This window comes from Streptomyces sp. NPDC048415 (assembly GCF_040651675.1).
Classification (GTDB): domain Bacteria; phylum Actinomycetota; class Actinomycetes; order Streptomycetales; family Streptomycetaceae; genus Streptomyces.
This window is the reverse complement of record NZ_JBEZKJ010000027.1, coordinates 7,188-31,486: the sequence shown is the minus strand read 5'-3', so window position 1 is coordinate 31,486 and position 24,299 is coordinate 7,188. Positions and strand designations below refer to the sequence as shown.

Genomic DNA, 24,299 nt, shown 5'->3' with positions numbered 1-24,299 from the left:
CGGTGGGACGACCGAAAGTGATGCGGGTGGACGCGAAAGACATGGGCACCGACCTCAAGTCGGTGCTCATCACCAAGGAAGAGATCGACGCGAAGCTGGCTGAGCTGGCCGCGAAGATCGACGCGGAGTACGCGGGCAAGGATCTGCTGATCGTCGGAGTCCTCAAGGGCGCCGTGATGGTCATGGCGGACCTCGCGCGTGCGCTGTCCACCCCCGTCACCATGGACTGGATGGCGGTGTCCTCGTACGGCGCCGGCACGCAGTCCTCCGGTGTGGTGCGGATCCTCAAGGACCTCGACACCGACATCAAGGGCAAGCATGTCCTCGTCGTCGAGGACATCATCGACTCCGGGCTGACCCTGTCCTGGCTGATTTCCAACCTCGGCTCCCGCGAGCCCGCCTCTCTCAAGGTGTGCACGCTCTTGCGCAAGCCTGAGGCGGCCAAGGTCGCGATCGACGTGGAGTGGGTCGGCTTCGACATCCCGAACGAATTCGTCATCGGGTACGGCCTGGACTATGCCGAGAAGTACCGCAACCTCCCGTTCGTCGGTACGCTCGCGCCCCACGTCTACGGCGGCTGAACCCCCGGGTACCGGACTCCGTAAGACGGATCGGGAACCCCAGCGGGTTTCGCGCCGTTGGAGCATGCGTGGACGGGATTGCCAGCGGTCCCCTGCGGCTTCGGGTGACAATGCTGGGGTACCGTCCGAAGAACAGTCTTTATCAAACTCACTATGGCAGGAGGGACGGGGCGGCACCGCTCCGTATGGATGGACGTGAAGCGATACTTCCGTGGGCCGGTCATGTGGATCGTGCTGGCCGTCCTTGCCGTGGTCGTGTTGATGCAGGTCGTCGGTTCGTCCGGCGGCTACAAGACGGTGGACACCGGCCAGGTCGTCCAGGCGATCAATGACAACAAGGTCGAGTCGGCCAAGATCACCACCGGCGACGAGCAGATCATCAAGGTCTCGCTCAAGAACGGCGAGAAGGTCGGCGGCAGCTCAAAGATCCAGGCGAGCTACATCGGCGACCAGGGCGTGAACCTGGCCAACACTCTGCAGGACAAGTACCAGAACAAGCAGATTCCGGACGGCTACACGGTTTCGCCGTCCAAGCAGAACCCGTTCGTCGGCATCCTGCTGTCTCTGCTCCCCTTCGTCCTCATCGTCGTCGTCTTCCTGTTCCTGATGAATCAGATGCAGGGCGGCGGCTCCCGAGTCATGAACTTCGGGAAGTCCAAGGCGAAGCTCATCACCAAGGACACCCCGAAGACGACGTTCTCGGACGTCGCGGGCTCGGACGAGGCGGTCGAGGAGCTCCAGGAGATCAAGGAGTTCCTCCAGGAGCCGGCGAAGTTCCAGGCCGTCGGGGCGAAGATCCCCAAGGGCGTGCTCCTGTACGGGCCTCCTGGTACGGGTAAGACGCTGCTCGCGCGCGCTGTCGCGGGTGAGGCCGGCGTCCCCTTCTACTCGATCTCGGGTTCCGACTTCGTCGAGATGTTCGTCGGTGTCGGTGCCTCCCGGGTCCGTGACCTCTTCGAGCAGGCCAAGGCGAACGCTCCGGCGATCGTCTTCGTCGACGAGATCGACGCGGTCGGCCGCCACCGCGGCGCCGGCCTCGGCGGCGGGCACGACGAGCGCGAGCAGACGCTCAACCAGCTGCTCGTCGAGATGGACGGCTTCGACGTGAAGGGCGGCGTCATCCTGATCGCCGCCACGAACCGGCCCGACATCCTCGACCCGGCCCTTCTGCGCCCCGGCCGCTTCGACCGCCAGATCGCGGTCGACCGTCCGGACATGCAGGGCCGTCTGGAGATCCTCAAGGTTCACCAGAAGGGCAAGCCGGTCGCTCCGGACGTCGACCTGTCGGCCGTCGCCCGCCGCACGCCGGGCTTCACCGGCGCGGACCTGGCGAACGTGCTGAACGAAGCGGCGCTGCTCACCGCGCGCAGCAACGGCAAGCTGGTCGACAACAACATGCTGGACGAGGCGATCGACCGTGTGGTCGCGGGCCCGCAGAAGCGGACCCGGATCATGTCCGACAAGGAGAAGAAGATCACCGCGTACCACGAGGGCGGTCACGCCTTGGTCGCGGCGGCATCTCCGAACTCGGACCCGGTCCACAAGATCACGATCCTGTCGCGCGGCCGTGCCCTCGGCTACACGATGGTCCTGCCCGACGAGGACAGGTACTCGACCACGCGCAACGAGATGCTGGACCAGCTCGCGTACATGCTGGGCGGGCGTGCGGCCGAGGAGCTTGTCTTCCACGACCCCACCACGGGCGCTGCGAACGACATCGAGAAGGCCACCGCAACGGCCCGCGCGATGGTCACGCAGTACGGCATGACCGAGCGTCTCGGCGCGATCAAGTTCGGCGGCGACAACACCGAGCCCTTCCTGGGCCGGGAGATGTCGCACCCGCGCGACTACTCGGAAGAGGTTGCCGCGCTCGTCGACGAAGAGGTCAAGAAGCTCATCGAGAACGCGCACAACGAGGCCTGGGAAATCCTGGTCGAGAACCGCGACGTCCTCGACGCGCTGGTGCTCCAGCTGCTGGAGAAGGAGACGCTGAGCAAGGAGCAGATCGCTGAGGTCTTCGCTCCGATCGTCAAGCGCCCGGCCCGCCCCGCGTGGACCGGCTCCTCGCGGCGCACCCCGTCCACCCGCCCGCCGGTGCTCTCCCCCAAGGAGCTGTCACTGACGAACGGGGCGAATGGCTCGACACCGGCCATCGCCAACGCGACGGAGTCCGTCCCGGCGACGGAGGCGGCCCCGGAGGACCGCACCGAGAGCTGATTCCTGGCTCCCGGTGGCCTCCACCAGGCCCGGAATGAATGCCGCGCCCCCCAGGTTTTAGCCTGGGGGGCGCGGCTTTTCGTCTGCCCGCATGTTTTGGACGCGTCGACCGGCACGCGCGAGATCCACAGGAACGAGGACCAGATGACCGACCCCGTGACGCTGGACGGCGAGGGCACGATCGGCGAATTCGACGAGAAGCGCGCGGAGAACGCCGTACGAGAGCTCCTCATCGCGGTCGGCGAGGACCCGGACCGCGAGGGTCTGCGCGAGACGCCGGGACGGGTGGCCCGGGCGTACAAGGAGATATTCGCGGGGCTGTGGCAGGAGCCCGAGGACGTGCTCACCACGACGTTCGACCTGGGGCACGACGAGATGGTCCTGGTGAAGGACATCGAGGTGTTCTCGACCTGTGAACACCATCTGGTGCCCTTCCGCGGCGTCGCGCACGTCGGCTACATCCCCGCCACCAGTGGCAAGATCACCGGTCTGTCCAAGCTGGCCCGGCTCGTCGACGTCTACGCCCGCCGTCCGCAGGTGCAGGAGCGGCTGACGACGCAGATCGCCGACTCGTTGATGGAGATCCTGGAGCCGCGTGGCGTGATCGTGGTCGTGGAGTGCGAGCACATGTGCATGTCGATGCGCGGCATCCGCAAGCCCGGCGCGAAGACCATCACGTCGGCGGTCCGCGGCCAGCTGCGCGACGCGGCGACGCGCAACGAGGCGATGAGCCTCATCATGGCCCGCTGACGCTGACGCTGACGCTGACGCTGACGCTCAAGCGGCGCGGGGGCCCTTATGGGCGCCGGAGCGCGCCTACGCCGCCGGAGCCGCCCCGCTGTGGTCGTCCTCGTCCTCCGGGAGCTTGCAGACGCGTTCCAGGAAGAAGGCGGCCGCTATGACGCCGATGCCGGCGACGACGGAGAGTCCGGCGTAGATGGCCTGGTCGCGGCGGGCGGGGATGTCGAGGGATTCGAGCAGGAACGCGCCGGTGCCGCCGTACATGCCGGCGACCAGGGCGGCGACCAGGGCGCTCGCCTGGCCGAAGACGAGCGCGCGGGCGGCCATCAGGGGATCCACACCCTTGGCGCCGGGGCGTCGCTCGCGCTGGGCCTTGAGACGGGCGCGCAGCGAGAGGGCCGTCGCGAGGAGGACGACCGCGATCAGGGCGAGCACGATGGGGGCGGCCAGGGGGACACGGGGAAGCGTGCCCACCGCGTTCCACAGGCGGGCGCCCGCCCACGACAGCAGACCGGCCACGACGAACACGGCAGTCAGCGTCCTGATCCGCAGCTCTTTCACTTGATTCCCCTCGCGCTTGCCTGTCCCGGCCCACGGCTTTCCGGCCGGGGGCCGGGGGTTGCCCCCCGGGAAGACGCAGCCACGTTGCCCCTTCGGTAGCCCGCCGTTGGACGGTTGTCCGGCCTGTGGTCGTCTTGACCTTAACGACTACTCGGGCAGCCTGAGTTCCAGGTCGGCTCGGGGCGCGACACCGTCTCGGGTGAGCGTCGTGAGCAGCTGGGCGACGGCGCCGCGGCCGGGGAGCTGCGCCTCGGGTTCCACGTCGTGCCAGGGGGCGAGGACGAAGGCCCGCTCGTGGGCGCGCGGGTGAGGGAGGGTCAGGACCGGGTCGTCGGAAAGGACATCGGCGTACGCCACGATGTCCACGTCGATCGTGCGCGGGCCCCAGCGCTCGTCCCGTACGCGGTGGAAGGCCTCCTCGACCGCGTGCGCCCGCTCCAGCAGTGAGGAGGGGGGCAGGGTGGTCTTGAGGATCACGACCGCGTTGAAGTACGTCGGCTGGCTGCCCGGTTCGACGCCCCAGGGCTCGGTCTCGTAGACGGGGGAGACCGCTTTGATGCGGACGCCCGGGGTGTCCTCCAGGGCGTCGATGGCGCCCTGGAGCGTCTCCAGGCGGTTGCCCAGGTTCGAGCCGAGGGAGATGACCGCGCGCTTGGGGTTCTGCAGAGTCGTGTCGGCGGCGTCCACCTGCTCGACCACGAAGGCGGGCACCGGCTGTACGGTCGGGTCGCTGTGACCCTCGGTGTAGAAGGCGGTCATACTCGGCTCCGGGTGATCGTGACGGTCACGTCGTCGAAGGGGACCGTGATCGGCGCGTCCGGTTTGTGGACGCAGACCTCGACCTCCTGGACCCCGTCGTGCTTCAGACATGCCTGAGCGATGCGCTCGGCGAGCGTCTCGATGAGGTCGACGGGCTCACCCTCGACGACGGCGACGACCTCTTCCGCCACGATGCCGTAGTGCACGGTCTTCGCCAGGTCGTCGTCGGCCGCGGCCGGTCGGGTGTCCAGACCCAGCGTCAGGTCCACGATGAAGGTCTGGCCCTCCTCGCGTTCCTTCTGGAAGACACCGTGGTGCCCGCGGGCCTTGAGGCCGCGCAGCGCGACACGATCCACGCGAATCACTCCTGCAATCGTCGGTAGGGGTCGGTGCGTACCGAGTGCGGTCGGCACACCAGCCTCGAACGAATCTACCTGCGGGCACTGACAGAGCTCGCCCACGGGGCACGCGCCCGGGTGAAGGTCACGAGGCTTCACCGGGCGTTTCCCCTGGGGAACACGGCGGCTCACGGGCTGGTAGCCGCCCCTACCCCGGGGCACGTGATTCCAACCACTTCTTGGTCCCTGTGGGCCGCCTACCCACTCAACCGGGGGTGTCCTCGTCCTCTTCCTCGCCGGATTCGGCGAGGACGGGGGAGGCGTGGTGCGACCAGAGCTTCCAGCCGTCGGATGTGCGGCGGAACACATTCGTGGCGACGACCAGCTGGCCGACGAGCGGGCCGAGCTCGTCGCTGTCGTCGGGGGCGGGGCCGCCGCTGAGGATGTTCTCGGTACAGGTGACCAGTGCTGTGTCGCCGGTCACGGAGACATGCACGTCGGTGAGGAAGAACTGGATGTACTCGGTGTTCGCCATGATCAGCGCGTACGAGCGCAGCACCTCGCCGCGGCCGTTGAGGACCGGCCAGCCGGGGTGGACGCAGGAGACCACCGCCCCCTTGCCCTCGATGTCGTCGTCGGCCGTGTCCAGCGGCGCGAGCCACAGCGAGGACAGCTCTTCGAAGTCGCCACGTTCCATCGCCTCGTAGAAGGCGGTGTTGGCGAGTTCGACCTGCTCGACGTCGGTGCGGGGGGCGCTCACCGGGCTCCCTCGGCGGCCGTGGCTCCGGCGGCGCGGGCTCCCTTTGTTGTTGTTCCGGCCGCGCGGGCTCCTTCCACGGCCCGGGCGACCCGTACGGCGTCGGCCGTGGCCCGTACCTCGTGGACGCGAACCGCCCAGGCGCCCTGGTGGGCTGCGAGCGCGGAGACGGCGGCGGTCGCGGCGTCCCGCTCGCGGGCGGGCGGCGGGGCGCCCTCCGGGCCGGCCAGCACGCGGCCCAGGAACCGCTTGCGGGACGCGGCGACAAGCAGGGGGTGGCCGAGTGTGCGCAGGCGGTCGAGGTGGGCGAGGAGCGTGAGGTCGTGCTCGGGGTCCTTGGAGAAGCCGAGCCCGGGGTCGACGACGATGCGGTCGGGGGCGATGCCGCCCGCCAGAACGGCCTCCACGCGTGCGTGCAGCTCGTCGACGACTTCGGAGACGACGTCCGTGTACGTACCCTTCACGTTCCCGCCCCGCAGGAAGCCGCGCCAGTGCATCACCACGAAGGGGGCGCCGGCGGCCGCGACGGCCGGGATCATCGCCGGGTCGGCAAGACCGCCGCTGACGTCGTTGACCAGGGCGGCGCCCGCGGCGAGCGACCGTTCGGCGACGCTCGCGCGCATGGTGTCGACGGAGACGGTGACGCCTTCGGAGGCGAGGCCGCGGACGACGGGGATGACGCGTTTGAGCTCTTCCGCCTCATCGACGCGGGTGGCGCCGGGGCGGGTCGACTCGCCGCCCACGTCGACGAGGTCCGCGCCCTCGCTGACCAGGCCGAGTCCGTGCTTGACCGCGGCCGTCGTGTCGAACCAGCGGCCTCCGTCGGAGAAGGAATCGGGGGTCACGTTGACGACCCCCATGACCGCGCAGCGGTCCCACGTCGGCAGTCCCGTGACTCGGCCGCGCCCGCGCTCATTGCTCATACGTCCAGCCTAGGCCTCCGGGAGGAGGCCGATTCGCCCGCGGGGGGACCCGCTCCGGTCCGAGTGATTCGCTCACGCGTCCGTGCGCGGCCTGAGCGAGGGCCCAGGGCTGGGCGGGTCGGGCCCTCGCTCAGGCCTGTCCACGGGGGCCTACGCGGCTCTGACCCCGCGCTCCGCCACGGCGTGCGCGCAGGGGCGCGGAGCCGGGGTTCGGCGGCGCAGCAGGCGGGGCAGGGCGAGGTTCACGAAGCCCTCCGCCTGCATGGCGGCGAAGCCGATGCGCGGGAGGTCGCGGGAGGAGCCGTAGACGACGAAGCGGGGCTCCCAGCGCGGGCGGAACTTGGCGTTGAACTTGTACAGCGACTCGATCTGGAACCAGCGGGACAGGAAGACCAGCAGGCCCCGCCAGGCGCGCAGCACGGGTCCGGCGCCGATCTTCTCGCCGCGGGCGAGCGCCGAGCGGAACATCGCGAAGTTCAGCGAGATCCGCTTGATGCCGAGGCGGGGGGACGCCTCGAGCGCGGCCACGATGAGGAGTTCGTTCATGCCGGGGTCCGCCGAGCGGTCGCGGCGCATGAGGTCCAGCGACACACCGTCCGTGCCCCACGGAACGAAGTGGAGTACGGCCTTGAGGTCGCCGTACGCTCCCGGTTCCGCGTCGGCCTTGTGGGCGGTGGCGATCAGACAGTCGCTGTCGGCCGGGTCACCGATGCGCCCGAGCGCCATGGAGAAGCCGCGCTCGGTGTCCGTGCCGCGCCAGTCCTCGGCGGCGCGACGTATGCGGTCCAGTTCCCCCTCGCCGAGGTCACGGATGCGCCGTACCCGCGTCTCGTAACCAGCGCGCTCGATGCGTTTCACCATCTGACGCACATTTCGCATCGCGCGCCCGGCCAGGGAGAAATCCCCGACGTCCACCACCGCCTCGTCACCCAGCTCGAGGGCGTCGAGGCCGGTCTCGCGGGTCCACACCTCGCCGCCCGTCTCGGAGCAGCCCATGACGGCGGGTGTCCAGGAGTGGGCCTTGGCCTCGTCCATGAAGCGCTCGATCGCGCCGGGCCAGGCCTCGACGTCGCCAATGGGGTCGCCACTGGCGAGCATCACTCCGGAGACGACGCGGTAGGTGACGGCCGCCTTGCCGCTCGGCGAGAAGACGACAGCCTTGTCGCGGCGGAGCGCGAAGTGGCCGAGCGAGTCGCGGCCGCCGTGCCTGTCCAGCAGGGCGCGCAGCCGGGTCTCGTCGTCCTCGGTGAGGCGGGCGGCGGGGTGTTCGGGGCGGAAGGCCAGATAGATCGTGGTGACGGCGGTCAGCAGGCCGAGCGCGCCGAGCGAGAAGGCGACCGTCCAGGAGGTGGGCCCGGTGTAGTCGACGGGTCCTTCGAAGCCGAACAGGCCGTACAGGACGTGGGTGATGCGGTCGGCCAGACTCGGGTCGCCGACCATGCGGTTCTCGTGGACGCTCACGATCACGAGCCCGAGGACGAGGGAACCGGCGCCCATGAGAACGAAGTTGGCCAACGCGCGCCATCGGCTGCGCGGATCGGGCAGTGCCGCGAACTCACTCCGGTGGCGAAGCAGCGGCGCGAGCAGCGCCGCGGAGATGACGACGCCGATGAGCGAGTGGCGGTACGCGAACTGCGCGACGGCACCTGCCGGCAGCAGGACGACGGCGGCGCGCCACGCCCGGCGTTTGCGGCGGCGCAGCCCGTGAGCCAGCAGCAACAGGAGCACGCCCGCGCTGAGCGACAGCGCGGCGGCGAACGGGCCGAGCGCGCCGGGCAGGACCTCGGCGATGGCGTGCATACGGCTGCGCCGGAAGCGCGGGAAGACACCCGCCGCGATGTCCAGGAGTCCTACGAGCGTGCAGGCCCTGGCGACCAGGGCGGGGACGGCCTCGGGGCGCGGCCCGCGGAGTATGCGCCGCATCACCCCTGTTCGGCCCGGAACCTCGCCCGACAATTCCCCATCTATCCTGACAGACATCGCATCCCGTAGTTCTGCGAGAGACCTTGAATCCGGTGCCATTCCGGCATCCGGCGACATTGCGCCCTCTAGGACGGTGTCTTGGGGAGACAGGTTCACTCCCTTCCGGAAAGCCGGTTCAAAAGGCAAGGAAAGTTCGGGGCAAGCGCTCGCGAAGGAGTGGCGCAGGCCGGGGACAGAAAGCGCAGGCAGGAACAGCTCATGGGTCTCACGAGCAACAAGGTGCTGGTACTGGCGGTCTTGCTCGCCGTGCTGCTGTTCGTCGGCACGGTGTGGTGGTGGCCACGGCTGGCGCGGCGCAACTGGCGGGCCGTCAGCGGACGGGTCGGGCTGTTGCTGGCCACCCAGGTGGCCCTCTTCGCCACGATCGGCCTCACCGCCAACCAGGCGTTCGGGTTCTACGCCAGTTGGGCGGACCTCTTCGGCCAGGAGAGCGGCCAGGGCGTGGTCGTCGACCACAACGGCGCGGGTGGCGGCCCCCTCCAGGTGGTCGACACGCAGCAGGTGAAGGTGTCGGGCGGCTCCCGGCCGCAGATCGGCGGCCAGATCCAGAAGGTCGACATCGTCGGCCGTACGACGCACATCGCCACACCGGCGTACGTCTATCTGCCTCCGGAGTACTTCCAGCCGCAGTACCGCACCCGCACTTTCCCGGCCACCACCGTTCTCACCGGCTACCCGGGCACCGCCGAGGCGCTCATCAAGGGCCTGCACTACCCGCAGACGGCCAACAGGCTCGTCAAGGACGGGAAGATGCAGCCGATGATCCTCGTCATGATGCGGCCGACCGTCGCGCCCCCGCGGGACACCGAGTGCGTGGACATCCCCGGCGGCCCGCAGACCGAGTCGTTCTTCGCCGAGGACCTCCCCGAAGCCGTATCGGCCCATTACAGGGTGGGTAAAAAGCCCGGCAGTTGGGGCATCATCGGCGACTCCACCGGCGGCTACTGCGCGTTGAAGCTCGCCGTCCACCACCCCGAGGCGTACGCCGCCGGCGCGGGCCTGTCGCCGTACTACAAGGCGCCGATCGACCGGACCACCGGCGACCTCTTCCAGGGTGACAAGGAACTGCAGAGCAGCTCCGATCTGCGGTGGTATCTGAAGAACAACCCCGCGCCCAACACCTCCCTGCTCGTCAGCAGCAGCAAGGTGGGCGAGGCCAACTACAAGGACACGCTGAAGTTCATAGACCTCGTGAAGTCCAACGGACGCACTCGGATCTCATCGATCATCCTCGACAGCGGCGGCCACAACTTCAACACATGGCGGCGGGAGATCCCGGCGTCGCTGCAGTGGCTCAGCGGGCGGTTGAGCGACCGGTGACGGTGGCCCGGCCCGGGCTTGGAGGCAAACGCTTCCGCGATCGGGTTGGGCTTGGAGGCAAACGCTTCCGCGACCGGGTTGGAGGGAACATTTCAGCGGCCGGGTCGCGCTTGGAAAGAGACCTTCAGTGGCCGGGTCGCGCTGGGAAAGAGACCCTTCGGTGGCCGGGTCGCGCTTGGAAAGAAACGCTTCAGCGGCCGCTGACCACCGTGTCCAGCGTCTCCAGGTCCACGTCCGCGCGCGCGATGTCCCGCGCGTCCGCGGCCGTCGAGCGGCGCAGCGCCTCGTGCAGCCGGGCCGGGGTGAGGACGCCCAGGAAACGGCCCTCGCTCTCCTTGTCGATGACGGCGATCCAGCCGGCGTCGTGCTGGAGCATCGTCGAGAACGCCTGCTTCAGGGAGGCCCCGACGGGCAGCCAGGCCTCCATGCGCCGGGCGTACTCGCGGACCGTGCCACCGCCCACGCGCGCGTGCTCGGCGGAGATCCAGCCGTGCAGGTCGCCGTTCGCGTCCAGGACGACGGCCCAGCGGGAGTCGAGCTTGTGGGGCAGCGCGTCGTCGAGACGCACCACGGGAGGCTGTTCGAGGTCGCTCTCCTCGATGGGCGTCACGGACAGCCGCTTCAGACCGCGGTCCGCGCCGACGAAGTCGGCCACGTAGTCGGTGGCGGGCGCGCCGAGGACGGCCGACGGGGTGTCGAACTGTTCGATACGTCCTTGCCCGTAGACGGCGATGCGGTCGCCGAGCCGTACGGCCTCTTCGATGTCGTGCGTGACGAACAGGACGGTCTTGCGCACGGACTGCTGGAGCCTCAGGAACTCGTTCTGCAGATGCCCGCGCACCACCGGGTCGACCGCGCCGAACGGCTCGTCCATCAGCAGCACGGGCGGGTCTGCGGCCAGCGCGCGGGCGACGCCGACGCGCTGGCGCTGACCGCCGGAGAGCTGCTCGGGGTACCGGTCGCCGTACACCGACGGGTCCAGACCCACCAGGTCGAGCAGTTCCGCGGCCCGCTCGCGGGCCTTGGCGCGGCGGACGCCGAGGAGGTGGGGGACGGTCGCGGTGTTGTCGAGGACCGTCTTGTGCGGGAAGAGGCCGACCTGCTGGATGACATAGCCGATGCGCCGCCGGAGCTGCACGGGATCGATCGCCGATATGTCGTCGCCGTCCAGGAATATCCGGCCGCTCGACGGTTCGATGAGCCGGTTCACCATCTTCATCGTGGTGGTCTTGCCGCAGCCGGACGGCCCGACCAGTGTGACCAACTCCCCCTCGGCGACCTCGAAGGACAGGTCGTCGACGGCCGTCGTGCCGTCGGCGTACCGCTTGGTGACGTTCTCGAACCGGATCATGGCTCCCCATTGTGGCCGGGTACGGCAGGAGTTGTGTGAAGGCAGTGTTTCGGCCTCACGGCGACTCTCGGCCATTGTCAGTGGTGGGGGTTAGGGTCGCCAGCAAGTCGCATTCGCGGATGCGTTTCGGGGACATCGGGGGAGGTGGGGGCGGGTGAGCGAGCAGAACTGTCTGGTGTCCAACGACTGGATCTGCGGGGAGTACGTCCGCTCCCGCAGCCAGGAACTGATCGACGCGACCGTGCAGCACGTGTGGATCACGGCGGCCTCGGTGGCGATCGGCGTGGTGGTGGCCTTTCCGCTGGCGTTGCTCGCCCGGCGCTACCGCGGCTTCGCCGGTCCGATCCTCGGTCTGACGACGGTCCTCTACTCGATTCCCTCCCTCGCGATGTTCTCGCTGCTGCTGCCCCTGTTCGGGCTCTCCGCCTCACTCGTGATCACCGGTCTCGTCCTGTATTCGCTGACGATCCTGGTGCGAAACGTCCTCGCGGGTCTGCAAGCCGTCCCGGAGGAGGCCGTCGAGGCCGCGCGCGGCATGGGATACGGGCCCGCGCGGCTGCTGTGGGAGGTCGAACTGCCGCTCGCGCTGCCCTCGGTGCTCGCCGGCGTGCGCATCGCCACGGTCTCGACGGTCGCGCTGACGACCGTGGGCTACATCGTGGACTACGGCGGGCTCGGCACCCTGATCGTCAGCGGGCTGCACAGCGACTTCAAGGCGCAGGTGCTCACCGCGTCCGTCATCTGCGTGCTGCTCGCCCTGGTCGCCGACCTGCTGCTGCTCGGACTCCAGCGACTGCTCACCCCCTGGGTGCGCGCGACCCGTACCCCCCGAATACGGCGGCGCCCGGCCTCCGCGAAGGTGGCTGAAGCGGCGTGAACGCGATATCGGGTGCGTACGACTGGCTGACGACGGGTGCCAACTGGCAAGGGGAGAAGGGGGTCTGGCACCGGCTCGCGGAACACCTGTACTTCAGCGGGGTCACGCTGGCCGTCTCCTGTCTGATCGCCCTGCCGCTCGCGCTGTGGCTCGGGCACATCGGCAAGGGGGGCGCGCTCGCCGTCAACCTCTCCAACGTGGGGCGGGCCGTGCCCACGCTGGCCGTGCTCGTGCTGCTCACGCTCACACCGCTCGGCGAGCACGGGGATCTGCCGACGCTCATCGCGCTGGCGCTGTTCGCGGTGCCGCCGCTGCTGACCAACGCCTACATCGGGATGAGTGAGGTGGACCGGTCGGTGGTCGAGGCCGCGCGCGGCATGGGCATGAGCGGCGGCCAGCTGTTCCGACGGGTCGAACTGCCACTCGCCTACCCGCTGATCATGACCGGTGTGCGGTCCGCCACCGTCCAGATCATCGCCACGGCGACGCTCGCCGCATCGGCCGGTGAAGGGGGGCTCGGTCGGATCATCACCGCCGGGTTCAGCCTGCAGAACACGCCCCAGGTGGTCGCGGGCGCCTTACTGGTGGCGGTGCTCGCCCTGCTCGTGGAGGGCGTGCTGGTGATGGCGGGGCGGGTCTTCGACCCCATGCGCGGGCGCGCCGGCGCGGCGCGCTGACGTACAACTTCTTGGTCTTGATTGGGGTAGCGATGAACAGCAGGACACGTCGGATGACGGTCGCGGCGGTGGCCGTGGGTGCGCTGACGGCGACGCTCGCCGCGTGCGGCGGCGACAGCCTGGAGAACAACGGCTCCGACAAGGCGTCGGGCGGCGGCAAGGGCAAACTCGTCGTGGGCGCCGCCGGGTTCACCGAGGCGAAGGTGCTCGGCGAGCTCTACAAGCAGGTGCTGAGCAACGCGGGTTACAGCGTGACCATCAAGACGGTCGAGAACCGCGAGATCTACGAACCGCAGCTGGAGAAGGGGGCCATCGACGTCGTCCCCGAATACGCGGCGACACTCGCGGAATTCCTCAACCTGAAGCAGAACGGCTCGAACGCGAAGGCGGTCGCCTCCAGCGATGTCGACGCCACGGTCGCCGCGCTGAAGAAGCTCGCCGAGCCGAAGGGCCTGAAGGTGCTGCCGGCCGGAGACGCGGTCGACCAGAACGCGTTCGCGGTGAGCTCCGAATTCGCCAAGAAGCACAACCTCAAGACGCTTTCGGATCTCGGGAAGTCCGGCCTCAAGGTCAAGATCGCGGCCGGTGACGAATGCGAGACGCGGCCATTCTGCGCGCCGGGTCTGAAGAAGACGTACGGAATCGACATCACCGGAATCGACCCCAAGGGTGTCGGTACGACGCAGGCCAAGCAGGCGGTCAAGAACGGCACGGACCAGTTGGTGCTGACGACGACCACGGACGCGACGCTGAAGAACTTCGGCCTCGTCCTCCTGAAGGACGACAAGGGTCTCCAGAACGCGGACAACGTCCTGCCCGTGGTGAACGCGAAGGACGCGGGCGGCCAGGAGATAGCCGACGCGCTCACGAAGCTCACCGACACGCTCACCACTGACGATCTTGTGGAACTCAACCGGAAGGTCGACGCGGAGCGCCAGAAGGAGGCGGATGTCGCCAAGCAGTATCTGGAGTCCAAGGGTTTGATCAACAAATAGCGGCAAGTCGGGCAAGTGGCGGGCCTTGGGGACAAGCGACGGGCCCTGTCGGGGGCCGTTGCGGTGTGAAGGCAACGGGGTGGCTGTGTTTTTACCGGGCGAGCCACCAAGATTCGCCTACGCGCGGTAAGTTTCTGGCCATGCCACGTGGACGTCACCGCCATTCCCCGCCCTTGCACAGGCTGCTGCCTCCTTCGGCGATCGCAGGCGTCTCGCTCGTCTGCGCCGTGGGGCCCTGGCTGTTCACGGAGCCGCTGGTGCTCCGCGGGCTGGCCGCGGGTGCCGCGGTGACGGCGATCGTCGGCGCGGTCGTCATGCGCCGCTGGGACACGGCGGCGGGCAAACGCGTCGCGGACCTCACGCGCGCGCGTGCGAGCGACGAGTGGCGTCACGAGGAGCGCGTCGCCGAACTGGAGACCGACCTCGACGAGTCGCGCGAGCTGCGCGTGAAGCTCGAGCACAAGCTGCGCGCCAAGCGCGCGGAGTTGGCGGCCCTGCGCAACGAACACGCGGCGCTGCTGCGGCGGTACGCCACGGCGGAGACCGAGCGGGCGAGCGCCCTGGAGGGGCGCCGGCAGCTCGCGATAGAGGCGGCGGTGCCGACTCGGGCGCTGCCGGCGGCGCGTACGGCTCCGGAAGCGGTGGGCTCGCCGGAGGCGGTGTCTTCCTCGGAAGAGGTGTCTTCTTCGGAGGGGATGCCTTCTCCGGAAGGGATGACTTCTCCGGCTCCGGAAGGGATGACTTCTCCGGAAGCGGTGGCTTCTCCGGATGTGGCCGAGGTGGCTTCTTCGGGGGTGCCCGACGGGGCGGCGGTCACCGACTCGGAGCCTTCCGACGACTCCGAGCCTTTCGAACCTTCCGAGCCTTCCGAGGCCTCTACCGGTGCAGCGACCTCCTTGGCGGCGGACGCTCCGGCGTCTCCCGAGGTTTTCTCCCCGACCGGTTCGTCGCTCTTCCTGCGGGCCAACGCGGCGCTCAGCCGAATCGCGAGCGGCGCTCCGGAGACGGAGCCCGTGGAGGCGGCACAGGCCACGAACACCTCGGCGGCCGCACAGGCCACGAACACCTCCGCGCCGGCCGATCCGGCGAAGTCGGACGCGGTGAAGGACGAGCCCGTGAACGGCGTGCCTCCGAGGGGTCGTTCCGCCGAGGCGGGGCCGTCCGCGGACCCGGTCGCGGAGGCGGGCGAGGCGCCGGGGAAGCCCGAGGCGGTCGGCGAGCATGAGCGCGCGGCCGCCGAGGCGAAGCCCTCCGAGTCCTCCCAGCCCTCCGAATCCTCCCAGCCCCCCCAGACCTCCCAGCCCTCCCGGCCTTCCCGCCCCGCGCTGCCCGCCAAGCCCGCCAAGCCCTCCGGGCACTTCACCGTGCCGACCGCGGTGGCCGTCGTACCGGCGGCTCCCGTGCGGCGGCCGTCGGTCGAGGGCGGGTTCGACTTCTTCGGTACGCAGAAGGAGTCGTCCGCCGCCGCGCTGGAGGCCGTACAGAACGAGGACCTCGCCGACGTCGTGGGACAAGAGGCGCTCGCCCTGCACAAGGCAGAGGCGGAGGCCGGGTTCAAGCCCGCGGACGAGGGTTCCCGCGGCGTCGGTCAGGTCATCGACCTGACCGCGCACGACGAGACGGAACAGATCGACGTGGGTGTACTACGGAGCGCGGTTTCCTGAACGAGGCGCCACTCGGGGGCTCCGGCCACCGGCGACCGGGCGCTAAGCCATCCACCGATCCGGGCGCGCCTCCCGCCGCCCGGTTCGTGAGCGGTCGGCCTGCGACGCGAGAAGAGCCGCCGCCTCCGAGGCGTCCCGCAGCCGCGCCGTCACGGTCTTGCCCGCTCCCGTGTCCACGTGGACGTCGGCGACCTTCTTGAAGCGTTCCCAGGGCCCCTGCGTCAGCCGTACGCTCTGCACCTTGGCGTGCGGCACGAGCGAGAGGTTGCGGCGCAGCAGCCCGTGACGCGCCGCGAAGACGGTGTCGGTGACGGCGAGCCCGTACCCCCGCCACCAGACCGGCAGGCACCAGCCGGCCCGCCGCGGCGGGCGTGACAACGCCGACGGCACCGTCACCCCCGGCAGCACCCCCGCGATCACCGCCTCGGCGACCTCGCGTGGAGCGACGGGCACGAGCACCGAGTTCGACGACCCGGCCACGTCCAGTTCGACGCGCACCCATCCGAGACGCCGCCACAGCAGCGGTTCGACGATCCGTACGGTCTGCACGCGCCCGGGCGGCACCGTCTCGTGCGTACGGTCGAGGAGCCCGTGGTCGATGCGGAGTCCGTCCGGCGATTCGCCCACGGTCCAGTCGTACTCGCCGACGAAGCGCCCCACGCTGCTCGCGCCCGCCGCGCCGAGCAGCGGTACCCCGGTCGCGAGGACCGTCCACACGCTGTGGGTGGCGAACCACAGCAGCGGCGGTACGACGAGCGCGGCGGCCAGCGAGCCCCAGGTGGCGCCGGTGAGAACCAGCGAGACGGCCAGCACGCGCGCGGGAACGTGGAGCAACTGCCGCACCGGGGCCTCGCCGACCTCGCGGGCGGTCTCCGGCGCGAAACCGGCCGCGCGGGCGAGGAGTTCGGCGCGCAGCGCGCGGGCCTCGCTCTCGCCCACATATGCGAGTTCGTCCTTCTTGTCCGTCCCGATGACGTCCAGCTTCAGCTTGGCGACGCCCGCGACGCGCGCCAGCAGCGGCTGAGTGATGTCGACGGCCTGGAGCCGGTCGAGCCGGATGTGCGCGGTACGGCGGAACAACAGACCGGTACGGATCCGCAGTTCGGTGTCGGTCACCGCGAAGTGGGTGAACCACCAGCTCAGAAAGCCGTAGAGGGTGGCGCAGGGGACGATCACGGCGAGCCCGATGAGCAGCGCGGTCGTCGTGAGCCTGGTCAGCTGCTCCTGCGCCTGGTTGGGGTCGTGCATGGCCCACCCGGCGATCACCGCGACGGGCGCCCAGGCCCGCCGGAACGGCGTCACGGGGTGCAGCCGCCGCTCTGCCAGCGTCTTCTCCGCCACTACGGCCTTCTCAGTGCCCGGCGACGGCGTCGTCACAGCCCCGCCGATCGGACCTCGCCCAGCTCGGTCAGCAGGTCGCGCAGTCGCTCCGCCTCGGCCGGGTCCAGGCCCGGGATGCAGGCGTCGGTCGCGGCGGCCGCCGTATGCAGCTGGACGCTCGCGAGCCCGAAGTGCCGCTCGACGGGCCCGGAGGTCACCTCCACCAGTTGCATCCGGCCGTACGGCACGACGGTCTCCTCGCGCCACAGCACACCCCGGCTGATCAGCAGGTCGTCCGCGCGCTCGGCGTAGCGCCAGGAGCGCCAGTTGCGGCCGAGCATGCGCCATCCCCAGGTCATCAGGGCGAGCGGAAGCAGCGCGAAGGCCGCCCATGCAGGCCCGGCGAGCAACCCGAGCAGCAGTCCCACGCCGATCGTCAGCAGCCCCAGCCACACCACCAGCAACAGCCGTCGCATCCTGAGCAGCCCCGGAGGCAGTCCGGTCCAGACCGGCTCCGTCTCGGCGTTTTTCATGGTCCCCGTCTCCATCCGGCAAGCGTACGTACGAGAGACTGTGCCCATGACTCCTACGACGGAGACCATGGTCGGAATCGGCGGCGCCGCGGAGAGCACCGACATGGTGCTCAACATCGGGCCCCAGCACCCGTCCACCCACGGCGTGCTGCGGCTGCGGCTCGTGCTCGACGGCGAGCGGATCCAGCACGCGGAGCCGGTCATCGGCTATATGCACCGCGGCGCGGAGAAGCTCTTCGAGGCGCGCGACTACCGCCAGATCATCATGCTCGCCAACCGCCACGACTGGCTGTCCGCCTTCTCGAACGAGCTGGGCGTGGTCCTCGCGGTGGAGCGGATGCTCGGCATGGAGGTCCCGCAGCGCGCGGTGTGGACGCGCACGCTGCTCGCGGAACTGAACCGTGTCCTCAACCATCTGATGTTCCTGGGTTCGTACCCCCTCGAGCTGGGCGGGATCACCCCGATCTTCTACGCCTTCACGGAGCGGGAGGAACTCCAGCACGTCATGGAGGAGGTCTCCGGCGGGCGCATGCACTACATGTTCAACCGGGTCGGCGGCCTCAAGGAGGACCTGCCGGCCGGGTGGACCACGCGCGCGCGTGCCTCTGTCGCGGCCCTGCGCTCGCGGATGGGTGTGTACGACGACCTCGTGCTCGGCAACGAGATCTTCCGGGGGCGCACGCGGGGCGTGGGCGCCCTCGCGCCGGAGACCGTGCACGCCTACGGCGTGAGCGGGCCCATCGCGCGCGCCTCCGGGGTCGACTTCGACCTGCGCCGCGACGAGCCGTACCTCGCGTACGGCGATCTCCAGGACACCCTGAAGGTCGTCACGCGCCAGGAGGGCGACTGTCTGGCCCGCTTCGAGTGCCTCCTGGAGCAGACGCACAACGCGCTCGAACTCGCCGACGCCTGCCTCGACCGGCTCGCGGAGCTGCCGCCGGGGCCGATCAACCAGCGGCTGCCCAAGGTCCTGAAGGCGCCCGAGGGCCACACATACGCCTGGACCGAGAACCCCCTCGGCATCAACGGCTACTACCTGGTCAGCAAGGGCGAGAAGACCCCGTACCGGCTGAAGCTTCGCTCCGCCTCGTTCAACAACATCCAGGCGCTCGCCGAGCTGCTGCCGGGCACACTCGTCGCGGACATGGTGGCGATCCTGGGGTCACTGTTCTTCGTGGTCGGGGACATCGACAAGTAGCCCTCCCAGAGAAGCGTTTGGAATTCCAACCGGCTGGAGCAGCCAGCCGAAGTCGCCGAGCCCGCCGGGCGCGGTGAGTTCCGCCGCCGCGCCCGCGCTCGCGAGGGCGCGCACGTAGGCGGTGGGATCCGTGGACGCGAGCGTGAGCGGGGGGCGTGCGCCGCTCACTCCCAGAGCGCGCAGGGCGGCGCGCTGGGTCATCACGCGCCCTCCGGGCAGCGCGCACGCGTCGAGCGCCACGTGCGCGGTGATGTCGCACGACCCGTCCGGCACGGGCGCCGTCTCCCGCCCCTCCCGGAACCCGGTGAGCGTCCCGAAGGGCGGCCGTCCGCCCGCGACGTGCGCGTAGTCGACGGCGACCGCGAGGCCACGGTCGAGGGCGGACACGGCGGAGGCCCAGGCGATGTCCCTGGGGCGCCCGATTTCGGCGCGAGCTCCTTCGGAGAACGGCTCTTCGGACGGTTGCCTTTCGTCGGACGGTGGTTCTTCGGAGCGCTGCCTTTCGTCGGACGGCGGTTCTTCGGACGGTTGCCTTTGATAGGACGGTGGCTCTTCGGGGGGTCGCCTTTGGTCGGACGGTGGCTCTTCGGAGGACCGCCTTTGGTCGGGCGGCGGTTCTTCCGAGGACCGCCTTTCGGAGGCCGACGTCTCGGACGGCAGTGGCCACCACCTCCGCAGCCACTCCGCGTCCGCCTCCCCCACGGGTTCCCCTAGGCGTTCGGTCCCGTCATCCCGGACGAGCACCCGACGTCGTACGCCGACGGAGTCCACCTCGGCCACATCCACCGGTACGTTGTCCAGCCACTCGTTGGCGAACAGCAGCCCCGTGATCCCCTTCGGGGGCTCGGTCAGCCACTCGATCCGGTGATCAAGGTGGGCGGGCCGATCAGCGCGCTCGACCGCGTACCCGCGCGCGCGGGAGGCCACTCCGGCGGGGAGCGCGGCGATGACGCCGGTCACCAGTTCCCCGCGGCCCGCCGCCATGTCGACGAAGTCGAGCGGGGCGGGGCGGCCGAGCGCCTCGTCGACGCGGCACAGCAGCCGGGCCACGGCCTGCGCGAAGAGCGGGGAGGCGTGCACCGAGGTGCGGAAGTGCCCTGCGGGCCCCTCGGGCCTGCGGTAGAAGCCGGAGGGCCCGTACAGCGCCTCCTCGGTCGCCTCGCGCCAACCTCGCCACTCGCCCGTCGCCTCACGTCTCACCGGGCCAGGCTAAGCGTCAGGGAGCGGGAGGCCTCCACCTTGGGGAGTACGAGCGCCGGTCGCGGATCGATCCTCCGGTTGACCCCTGCACACTGCACGCTTCCCTACTCTGGGTTACGTGCAGCGCCTCTATGACTTTCTCCGCAGGCACCCGACGTGGGTCGACAGCTTCTGGGCCGTCGTCCTGCTCGGGATCACCGGCGTGAACATCCTGAGCGTCAACGGGGCCCCGGACCACCACGGGTCGTTCGCCGAGGCGTTCCCGATCGCCGTGGTCCTGTGCGTGGTCGTCGCGCTGCGCCGCCGTATGCCCGAGAAGATGCTGATCCTGTCCGCCGCGACGGGCCTCGCCCAGATCGTCGTCGACGTCGAGGTGATGACCGCCGACTTCGCGCTGCTGGTGATCATCTACACCGTCGCCGCGGACGGCGCCCGCTGGGCCTCCCGGCTCGCGTTGATCGGTGGTTTGTGCGCGGGAACGCTCTCGCAGATCCGCTGGCCCAACAGGGAGGCCGGGGCGCTGGGTGTCGTACTGATAGCGGTCTTCCAGACCGTCCCGTTCGCGCTCGCCTGGGTGCTCGGCGACTCCCTGCGCACCCGCCGTGCCTACCTCGCCCAGCTGGAGGAGCGCGCCGCCCGACTGGAGAAGGAGCGCGAGGCGCAGGCCAAGGTGGCGGTCGCCGCCGAGCGCGCCCGGATCGCGCGCGAGCTGCACGACGTCGTCGCGCACAACGTCTCGGTGATGGTCGTCCAGGCCGACGGCGCCGCGTACGTCATGGACGCCGCCCCTGACCAGGCCAGGAAGGCCCTGGAGACCATCTCGGGGACAGGGCGCCAGGCCCTCGCCGAGATGCGCCGCCTGCTCGGCGTGCTGCGCACCGGCGAGCACCAGGAGGGCGGCGAGTACGTGCCGCAGCCCGACGTCGAGCAGCTCGACGACCTCATCGAGCAGTGCCGCACCTCCGGCCTCCCCGTCGATTTCAAGGTGGAGGGCACCCCGCGCCCCCTCCCCAGCGGAGTAGAACTCACGGCGTACCGCATCGTGCAGGAGGCGCTCACCAATACGCGCAAGCACGGGGGCCCGAACACGGGCGCGAGCGTGCGCCTGGTCTACTTCGACGACGGCCTCGGACTGCTCGTGGAGGACGACGGCAAGGGCGCACCCCATGAGCTGTACGAGGAGGGCGGCGCCGACGGGCAGGGGCACGGCCTGATCGGCATGCGCGAGCGCGTCGGCATGGTCGGCGGCACTCTGGACGCCGGGCCGCGTCCCGGTGGAGGCTTCCGCATCAGCGCCTTGCTGCCGCTCAAACCGGCCCACTGACACCTGTACATACGTCTACTCGCACATTCGTACCCCCATGAAAGGATCCCGATGGCGATCCGCGTGATGCTCGTCGACGACCAGGTGCTGCTGCGCACCGGTTTCCGGATGGTGCTCGCCGCCCAGCCGGACATGGAGGTCGTGGCCGAGGCGGGCGACGGCGTCGAGGCCCTCCAGGTGCTGCGCGCCACGGCGGTCGACGTGGTCCTGATGGACGTACGCATGCCGAAGCTGGACGGCGTGGAGACGACCCGCCGTATCTGTTCCGACCCCAACCCGCCGAAGGTGCTGATCCTGACCACCTTCGACCTCGACGAGTACGCCTTCTCCGGCCTGAAGGCGGGCGCGTCCGGCTTCATGCTCAAGGACGTGCCCCCCGGCGAGCTGCTCACCGCCATCCGCTCCGTGCACAGCGGTGACGCCGTGGTCGCGCCGTCCACCACCCGGCGCCTGCTCGACCGTTTCGCGCCGATGCTGCCCAACGCCGGGAAGGACCCCCAGCACAAGGAGCTTGAGCGGCTCACCGACCGCGAGCGCGAGGTCATGGTGCTGGTGGCGCAGGGACTGTCCAACGGGGAGATCGCGGCACGACTGGTTCTGTCCGAGGCCACCGTGAAGACGCACGTGGGGCGCATCCTGACGAAGCTGGGCCTGCGGGACCGGGTGCAGGTGGTCGTGCTCGCGTACGAGACGGGGCTGGTACGGGCGGGCGGGCACGGCTGACGGCCCCGGGTGCCGCGGGCGTGACCCGCGCCCACTAGGGTCTGCGCATGCTCCTGTGGATCAACGGCCCCTTCGGGGGCGGCAAGACACAGACCGCACACGAGATCCAGCGACGGCTGCCCGGCAGCGTCGTCTGCGACCCGGAACACGCCGGTTTCGGTCTGCGCCGCATGCTGCCGCCCGAACTGCGCGGCGACTTCCAGGACTTGGCGTCCTGGCGGCAGGGTGTGGTCGAGGTGCTCGACCTCGCCCTCAGCAAGCACGACGGCGTGGTCATCGCCCCCATGACGGTCACGAATCCCGGCTACTTCGAGGAGACCGTCGGGCGCCTGCGCGAACTGCGCCATGACGTACGGCACTTCGCGCTCCTCGCCGAGCGCGAGACCGTGCTGAAGAGGCTGCGCGAGCGCGGCTTCGGTCACCTCCTTCAGTACGTCGCCGGCAAGGACGCCCCGCTGCGCAGGGAGAGCTGGGCTGTGGGCCGGCTCGATCACTGCCTGGAGCGGCTGAAGGAGCCGGAGTTCGCCGAGCACCTGTGGACCGACCACACGACGGTGGCCAAGACCGCGGACCGGATCGCCGTACTGGCGGGCCTGACGCTCACGCCGAACCGCGACGGGGCGGTGTGGGGGCGGCTGCGCAGGGTGTGGACGAGCGCGCGGCACATCCGGTTCGACTGACGGGCTACCTGAGGAGCGCTTCCAGGAAGTCGCTGCCCAGCCGGGCCACCACGGCGACGTCCAGCTGGTGCAGGACGTACCGGCCACGGCGGCGCGTGGTGATGAGGGCCGCCTTCTTGAGCACACCCAGATGCCGGGATATCTCGGGCGCCGTCATGCCGTGGATCTGTACGAGCTCGCTCGTGGTGTACATGCTGCGGGCCAGGTTCCGGCAGAGCTGCATGCGCACAGGGTGGGACAGCGCCGTCATCCGCAGGGTCAGCTGCTCGACCGAAGGCGGTGCCGCGAGTTCGGGGGAGCCGACGGGGTAGTGGACCACCGGATGCCAGCCGTGCCGGTGCAGCACCGATAGGTGCGGCCAGCCGAGGATCGTCGGTATGAGCAGGAGACCACCGTTCCCGATGGCGGTCTGGCCTTGGCGCAGCTTGTCGATGGTGATCCTTCCGGCGGCCTCGTCGAGCGCCACCGCCGGGGACACCGAGGCCAGCGCCTCGGCCACGCCTTTGTGTCGGAGAAGGTCGGTCTTGTGGCGGGCGTCCGCCGCGAGCTGATGGCGCAGCCGGGACCAGGCGTCGGCGAAGAACGCCTCGTCGCAGTCCTCCAGGAATTCCCGCAGCCAGGCCCGGATGCGCGGCGGATCGTCGAGCAGTCGCCGGCTGAAACGCAGTTGCTGCGGTCCGCGTGCGGCGGCCAGCTCCAGGGCGCGTTGGCGCAGCTCCACGTCGCAGAGTACGTCCGGGCACTGCGTGCCGTACGGGAGCGCGCAGGTGAACTCCAGCGCGGCGTCCACGAACTGCTCGTCCGTCAGCTTGTCCAGCAGGTCCAGGTCCTCGGCGAGCGTCGCGCCCGGTAGCGTGGTCCCGCCCGGGATGCCCGCGCAGGGCAGGAACAGGTCCGAGAACGTCGTGCGCCACAGGAAGTCGGCCTCGCACATCCGGTCCGCGAGATGGGGGTCGAGGCGGGCGGTCACCCCGGTCGCCCAGCCCTGCAGGCCGGGGTGGTGCCCCGGCTCGGCCAGGGCGTGCAGCGCCATCCCGAGCTCGGCCAGGGGCGACGGCACGACGGCGATCCGCTCCGGTCGCAGCCCGCTGATGTCGATGTGCACGCTCATGTCCCCATGGTGCACTCCGCCACTGACAACGCCGCCGCCGATTGACAGCGGCCGTCAATCGAGGCGACTTCCGCCGTCGGCGGGCGCAGTCTGGGATCAGAACCGGGGCAGACCGCGCGAGGCCTTCGGACCCCCTCCCCGTCCCGAAAGGCGCACCGTCATGAGCATCACCCAGCAGTACCTTCTCGACACCTACCGGGCCCAGCAGCACGGCGAGGCCGCCCCTCCCGCGCCCGGAACGCACGACTGGCGGCTCGCGCGCGAGATGCGCGGCTACCGGCAGTTCCTGGCGGTCGTGGCCGGGCGCCCGGCCCATGGGCGGATACGGGAGGCCCTGGCCCGGTGGCTGCACGGGCGGCCGCACGTCGGCTGCTGACCCTCGCCAGGCGCCCTCAGCCGGGCAGTCGCTCCAACGAAGTCCCGTACGGCCCGGGAGGGTCCTTCAGCCGGGCAGTCGCTCCACGTA

General features: G+C 70.0%; 24 protein-coding genes. 13 read left to right on the top strand and 11 right to left on the bottom strand.

Annotation, left to right across the window (positions count from 1 at the left end; genetic code table 11):
- Positions 1-20: 20 nt before the first annotated feature.
- The 3 genes from hpt (at position 21) to folE (ending at position 3,548) form a co-directional block, all read left to right on the top strand.
- The gene (hpt, locus tag AB0D27_RS19660) at positions 21-581 is read left to right on the top strand and encodes a hypoxanthine phosphoribosyltransferase (RefSeq protein WP_037762199.1); all 561 of its coding nucleotides are present in this window, start codon (positions 21-23) and stop codon (positions 579-581) included.
- Between the two features lie 189 nt (positions 582-770).
- Complete coding sequence (ftsH, locus tag AB0D27_RS19655; protein ID WP_362510151.1) at positions 771-2,798, top strand: ATP-dependent zinc metalloprotease FtsH; 2,028 nt, start codon at positions 771-773, stop codon at positions 2,796-2,798.
- Positions 2,799-2,942: 144 nt separating this feature from the next.
- Positions 2,943-3,548: a GTP cyclohydrolase I FolE gene (gene folE / locus AB0D27_RS19650; RefSeq protein ID WP_362510008.1), complete on the top strand. Its 606-nt coding sequence runs from the start codon at positions 2,943-2,945 to the stop codon at positions 3,546-3,548.
- 66 nt (positions 3,549-3,614) lie between these two features.
- Here folE and AB0D27_RS19645 read toward each other — a convergent pair whose 3' ends face one another.
- The 6 genes from AB0D27_RS19645 to AB0D27_RS19620 form a co-directional block, all read right to left on the bottom strand.
- A complete protein-coding gene (locus AB0D27_RS19645; protein WP_362510005.1) occupies positions 3,615-4,100 on the bottom strand; it encodes a DUF3180 domain-containing protein in 486 nt (161 codons plus the stop codon).
- Positions 4,101-4,247: 147 nt separating this feature from the next.
- Positions 4,248-4,859, bottom strand: coding sequence for a 2-amino-4-hydroxy-6-hydroxymethyldihydropteridine diphosphokinase (folK, locus tag AB0D27_RS19640; protein ID WP_362510003.1), 612 nt, complete (start codon positions 4,857-4,859; stop codon positions 4,248-4,250).
- The gene (gene folB / locus AB0D27_RS19635; protein WP_362510000.1) at positions 4,856-5,215 is read right to left on the bottom strand and encodes a dihydroneopterin aldolase; all 360 of its coding nucleotides are present in this window, start codon (positions 5,213-5,215) and stop codon (positions 4,856-4,858) included. Before folB ends, folK begins: the two co-directional genes overlap by 4 nt.
- A gap of 247 nt (positions 5,216-5,462) precedes the next feature.
- Positions 5,463-5,957 (bottom strand): nuclear transport factor 2 family protein, encoded by a 495-nt coding sequence (locus AB0D27_RS19630; protein ID WP_362509997.1) that lies wholly within the window; start codon positions 5,955-5,957, stop codon positions 5,463-5,465.
- On the bottom strand, positions 5,954-6,877 hold the full coding sequence (gene folP, locus AB0D27_RS19625; protein ID WP_362509995.1) for a dihydropteroate synthase: 924 nt from the start codon (positions 6,875-6,877) through the stop codon (positions 5,954-5,956). The genes AB0D27_RS19630 and folP overlap by 4 nt, the downstream gene beginning before the upstream one ends.
- Before the next feature lie 150 nt (positions 6,878-7,027).
- Complete coding sequence (locus AB0D27_RS19620) at positions 7,028-8,833, bottom strand: phosphatidylglycerol lysyltransferase domain-containing protein (RefSeq protein WP_362509992.1); 1,806 nt, start codon at positions 8,831-8,833, stop codon at positions 7,028-7,030.
- A 225-nt stretch (positions 8,834-9,058) separates the two neighbouring features.
- Between AB0D27_RS19620 and AB0D27_RS19615 the strand changes: the two genes are divergently transcribed.
- On the top strand, positions 9,059-10,180 hold the full coding sequence (locus AB0D27_RS19615) for an alpha/beta hydrolase-fold protein (RefSeq protein ID WP_362509989.1): 1,122 nt from the start codon (positions 9,059-9,061) through the stop codon (positions 10,178-10,180).
- Between the two features lie 190 nt (positions 10,181-10,370).
- Here the strand turns inward: AB0D27_RS19615 and AB0D27_RS19610 are convergent, their stop codons facing one another.
- Positions 10,371-11,531: a betaine/proline/choline family ABC transporter ATP-binding protein gene (locus tag AB0D27_RS19610; protein ID WP_362509986.1), complete on the bottom strand. Its 1,161-nt coding sequence runs from the start codon at positions 11,529-11,531 to the stop codon at positions 10,371-10,373.
- Positions 11,532-11,685: 154 nt separating this feature from the next.
- Between AB0D27_RS19610 and AB0D27_RS19605 the strand changes: the two genes are divergently transcribed.
- The 4 genes from AB0D27_RS19605 (at position 11,686) to AB0D27_RS19590 (ending at position 15,744) form a co-directional block, all read left to right on the top strand.
- Complete coding sequence (locus AB0D27_RS19605; RefSeq protein WP_362509983.1) at positions 11,686-12,408, top strand: ABC transporter permease; 723 nt, start codon at positions 11,686-11,688, stop codon at positions 12,406-12,408.
- Positions 12,405-13,085: an ABC transporter permease gene (locus AB0D27_RS19600; protein ID WP_362509980.1), complete on the top strand. Its 681-nt coding sequence runs from the start codon at positions 12,405-12,407 to the stop codon at positions 13,083-13,085. Before AB0D27_RS19605 ends, AB0D27_RS19600 begins: the two co-directional genes overlap by 4 nt.
- 32 nt (positions 13,086-13,117) lie before the next feature.
- Complete coding sequence (locus AB0D27_RS19595) at positions 13,118-14,080, top strand: ABC transporter substrate-binding protein (RefSeq protein WP_362509977.1); 963 nt, start codon at positions 13,118-13,120, stop codon at positions 14,078-14,080.
- A gap of 140 nt (positions 14,081-14,220) precedes the next feature.
- A complete protein-coding gene (locus tag AB0D27_RS19590; RefSeq protein WP_362509974.1) occupies positions 14,221-15,744 on the top strand; it encodes a hypothetical protein in 1,524 nt (507 codons plus the stop codon).
- 42 nt (positions 15,745-15,786) lie between these two features.
- Here AB0D27_RS19590 and AB0D27_RS19585 read toward each other — a convergent pair whose 3' ends face one another.
- Together AB0D27_RS19585 and AB0D27_RS19580 are read right to left on the bottom strand one after the other, a co-directional pair.
- Positions 15,787-17,085 carry a PH domain-containing protein gene (locus AB0D27_RS19585; protein WP_362509971.1) on the bottom strand — a complete coding sequence of 433 codons (1,299 nt, stop codon included), beginning with the start codon at positions 17,083-17,085 and terminating at the stop codon, positions 15,787-15,789.
- 32 nt (positions 17,086-17,117) lie between these two features.
- The gene (locus AB0D27_RS19580) at positions 17,118-17,612 is read right to left on the bottom strand and encodes a PH domain-containing protein (protein ID WP_362509968.1); all 495 of its coding nucleotides are present in this window, start codon (positions 17,610-17,612) and stop codon (positions 17,118-17,120) included.
- 31 nt (positions 17,613-17,643) lie between these two features.
- On the opposite strand from AB0D27_RS19580, the gene AB0D27_RS19575 reads away from it, so the two are divergent.
- Positions 17,644-18,795 (top strand): NADH-quinone oxidoreductase subunit D, encoded by a 1,152-nt coding sequence (locus tag AB0D27_RS19575; RefSeq protein WP_362509965.1) that lies wholly within the window; start codon positions 17,644-17,646, stop codon positions 18,793-18,795.
- Here the strand turns inward: AB0D27_RS19575 and AB0D27_RS19570 are convergent.
- On the bottom strand, positions 18,760-19,995 hold the full coding sequence (locus AB0D27_RS19570) for an SAM-dependent methyltransferase (protein WP_362509962.1): 1,236 nt from the start codon (positions 19,993-19,995) through the stop codon (positions 18,760-18,762). The two genes, AB0D27_RS19575 and AB0D27_RS19570, sit on opposite strands and share 36 nt — an antisense overlap.
- 118 nt (positions 19,996-20,113) lie before the next feature.
- Between AB0D27_RS19570 and AB0D27_RS19565 the strand changes: the two genes are divergently transcribed.
- From AB0D27_RS19565 to AB0D27_RS19555, 3 genes are read left to right on the top strand one after another with little or no spacing between them, the layout of a single operon-like run.
- A complete protein-coding gene (locus AB0D27_RS19565) occupies positions 20,114-21,319 on the top strand; it encodes a sensor histidine kinase (RefSeq protein ID WP_362509959.1) in 1,206 nt (401 codons plus the stop codon).
- A gap of 51 nt (positions 21,320-21,370) precedes the next feature.
- Positions 21,371-22,042: a response regulator transcription factor gene (locus AB0D27_RS19560; protein ID WP_362509956.1), complete on the top strand. Its 672-nt coding sequence runs from the start codon at positions 21,371-21,373 to the stop codon at positions 22,040-22,042.
- 47 nt (positions 22,043-22,089) lie between these two features.
- A complete protein-coding gene (locus AB0D27_RS19555; protein ID WP_362509953.1) occupies positions 22,090-22,722 on the top strand; it encodes an AAA family ATPase in 633 nt (210 codons plus the stop codon).
- 4 nt (positions 22,723-22,726) lie between these two features.
- On the opposite strand, the gene AB0D27_RS19550 is transcribed toward AB0D27_RS19555, so the two are convergent.
- Positions 22,727-23,833, bottom strand: a complete 1,107-nt coding sequence (locus AB0D27_RS19550; protein ID WP_362509950.1) for a DUF5937 family protein — start codon at positions 23,831-23,833, stop codon at positions 22,727-22,729.
- 160 nt (positions 23,834-23,993) lie between these two features.
- On the opposite strand from AB0D27_RS19550, the gene AB0D27_RS19545 reads away from it, so the two are divergent.
- Complete coding sequence (locus AB0D27_RS19545; protein ID WP_362509947.1) at positions 23,994-24,209, top strand: hypothetical protein; 216 nt, start codon at positions 23,994-23,996, stop codon at positions 24,207-24,209.
- Positions 24,210-24,299 lie beyond the last annotated feature (90 nt).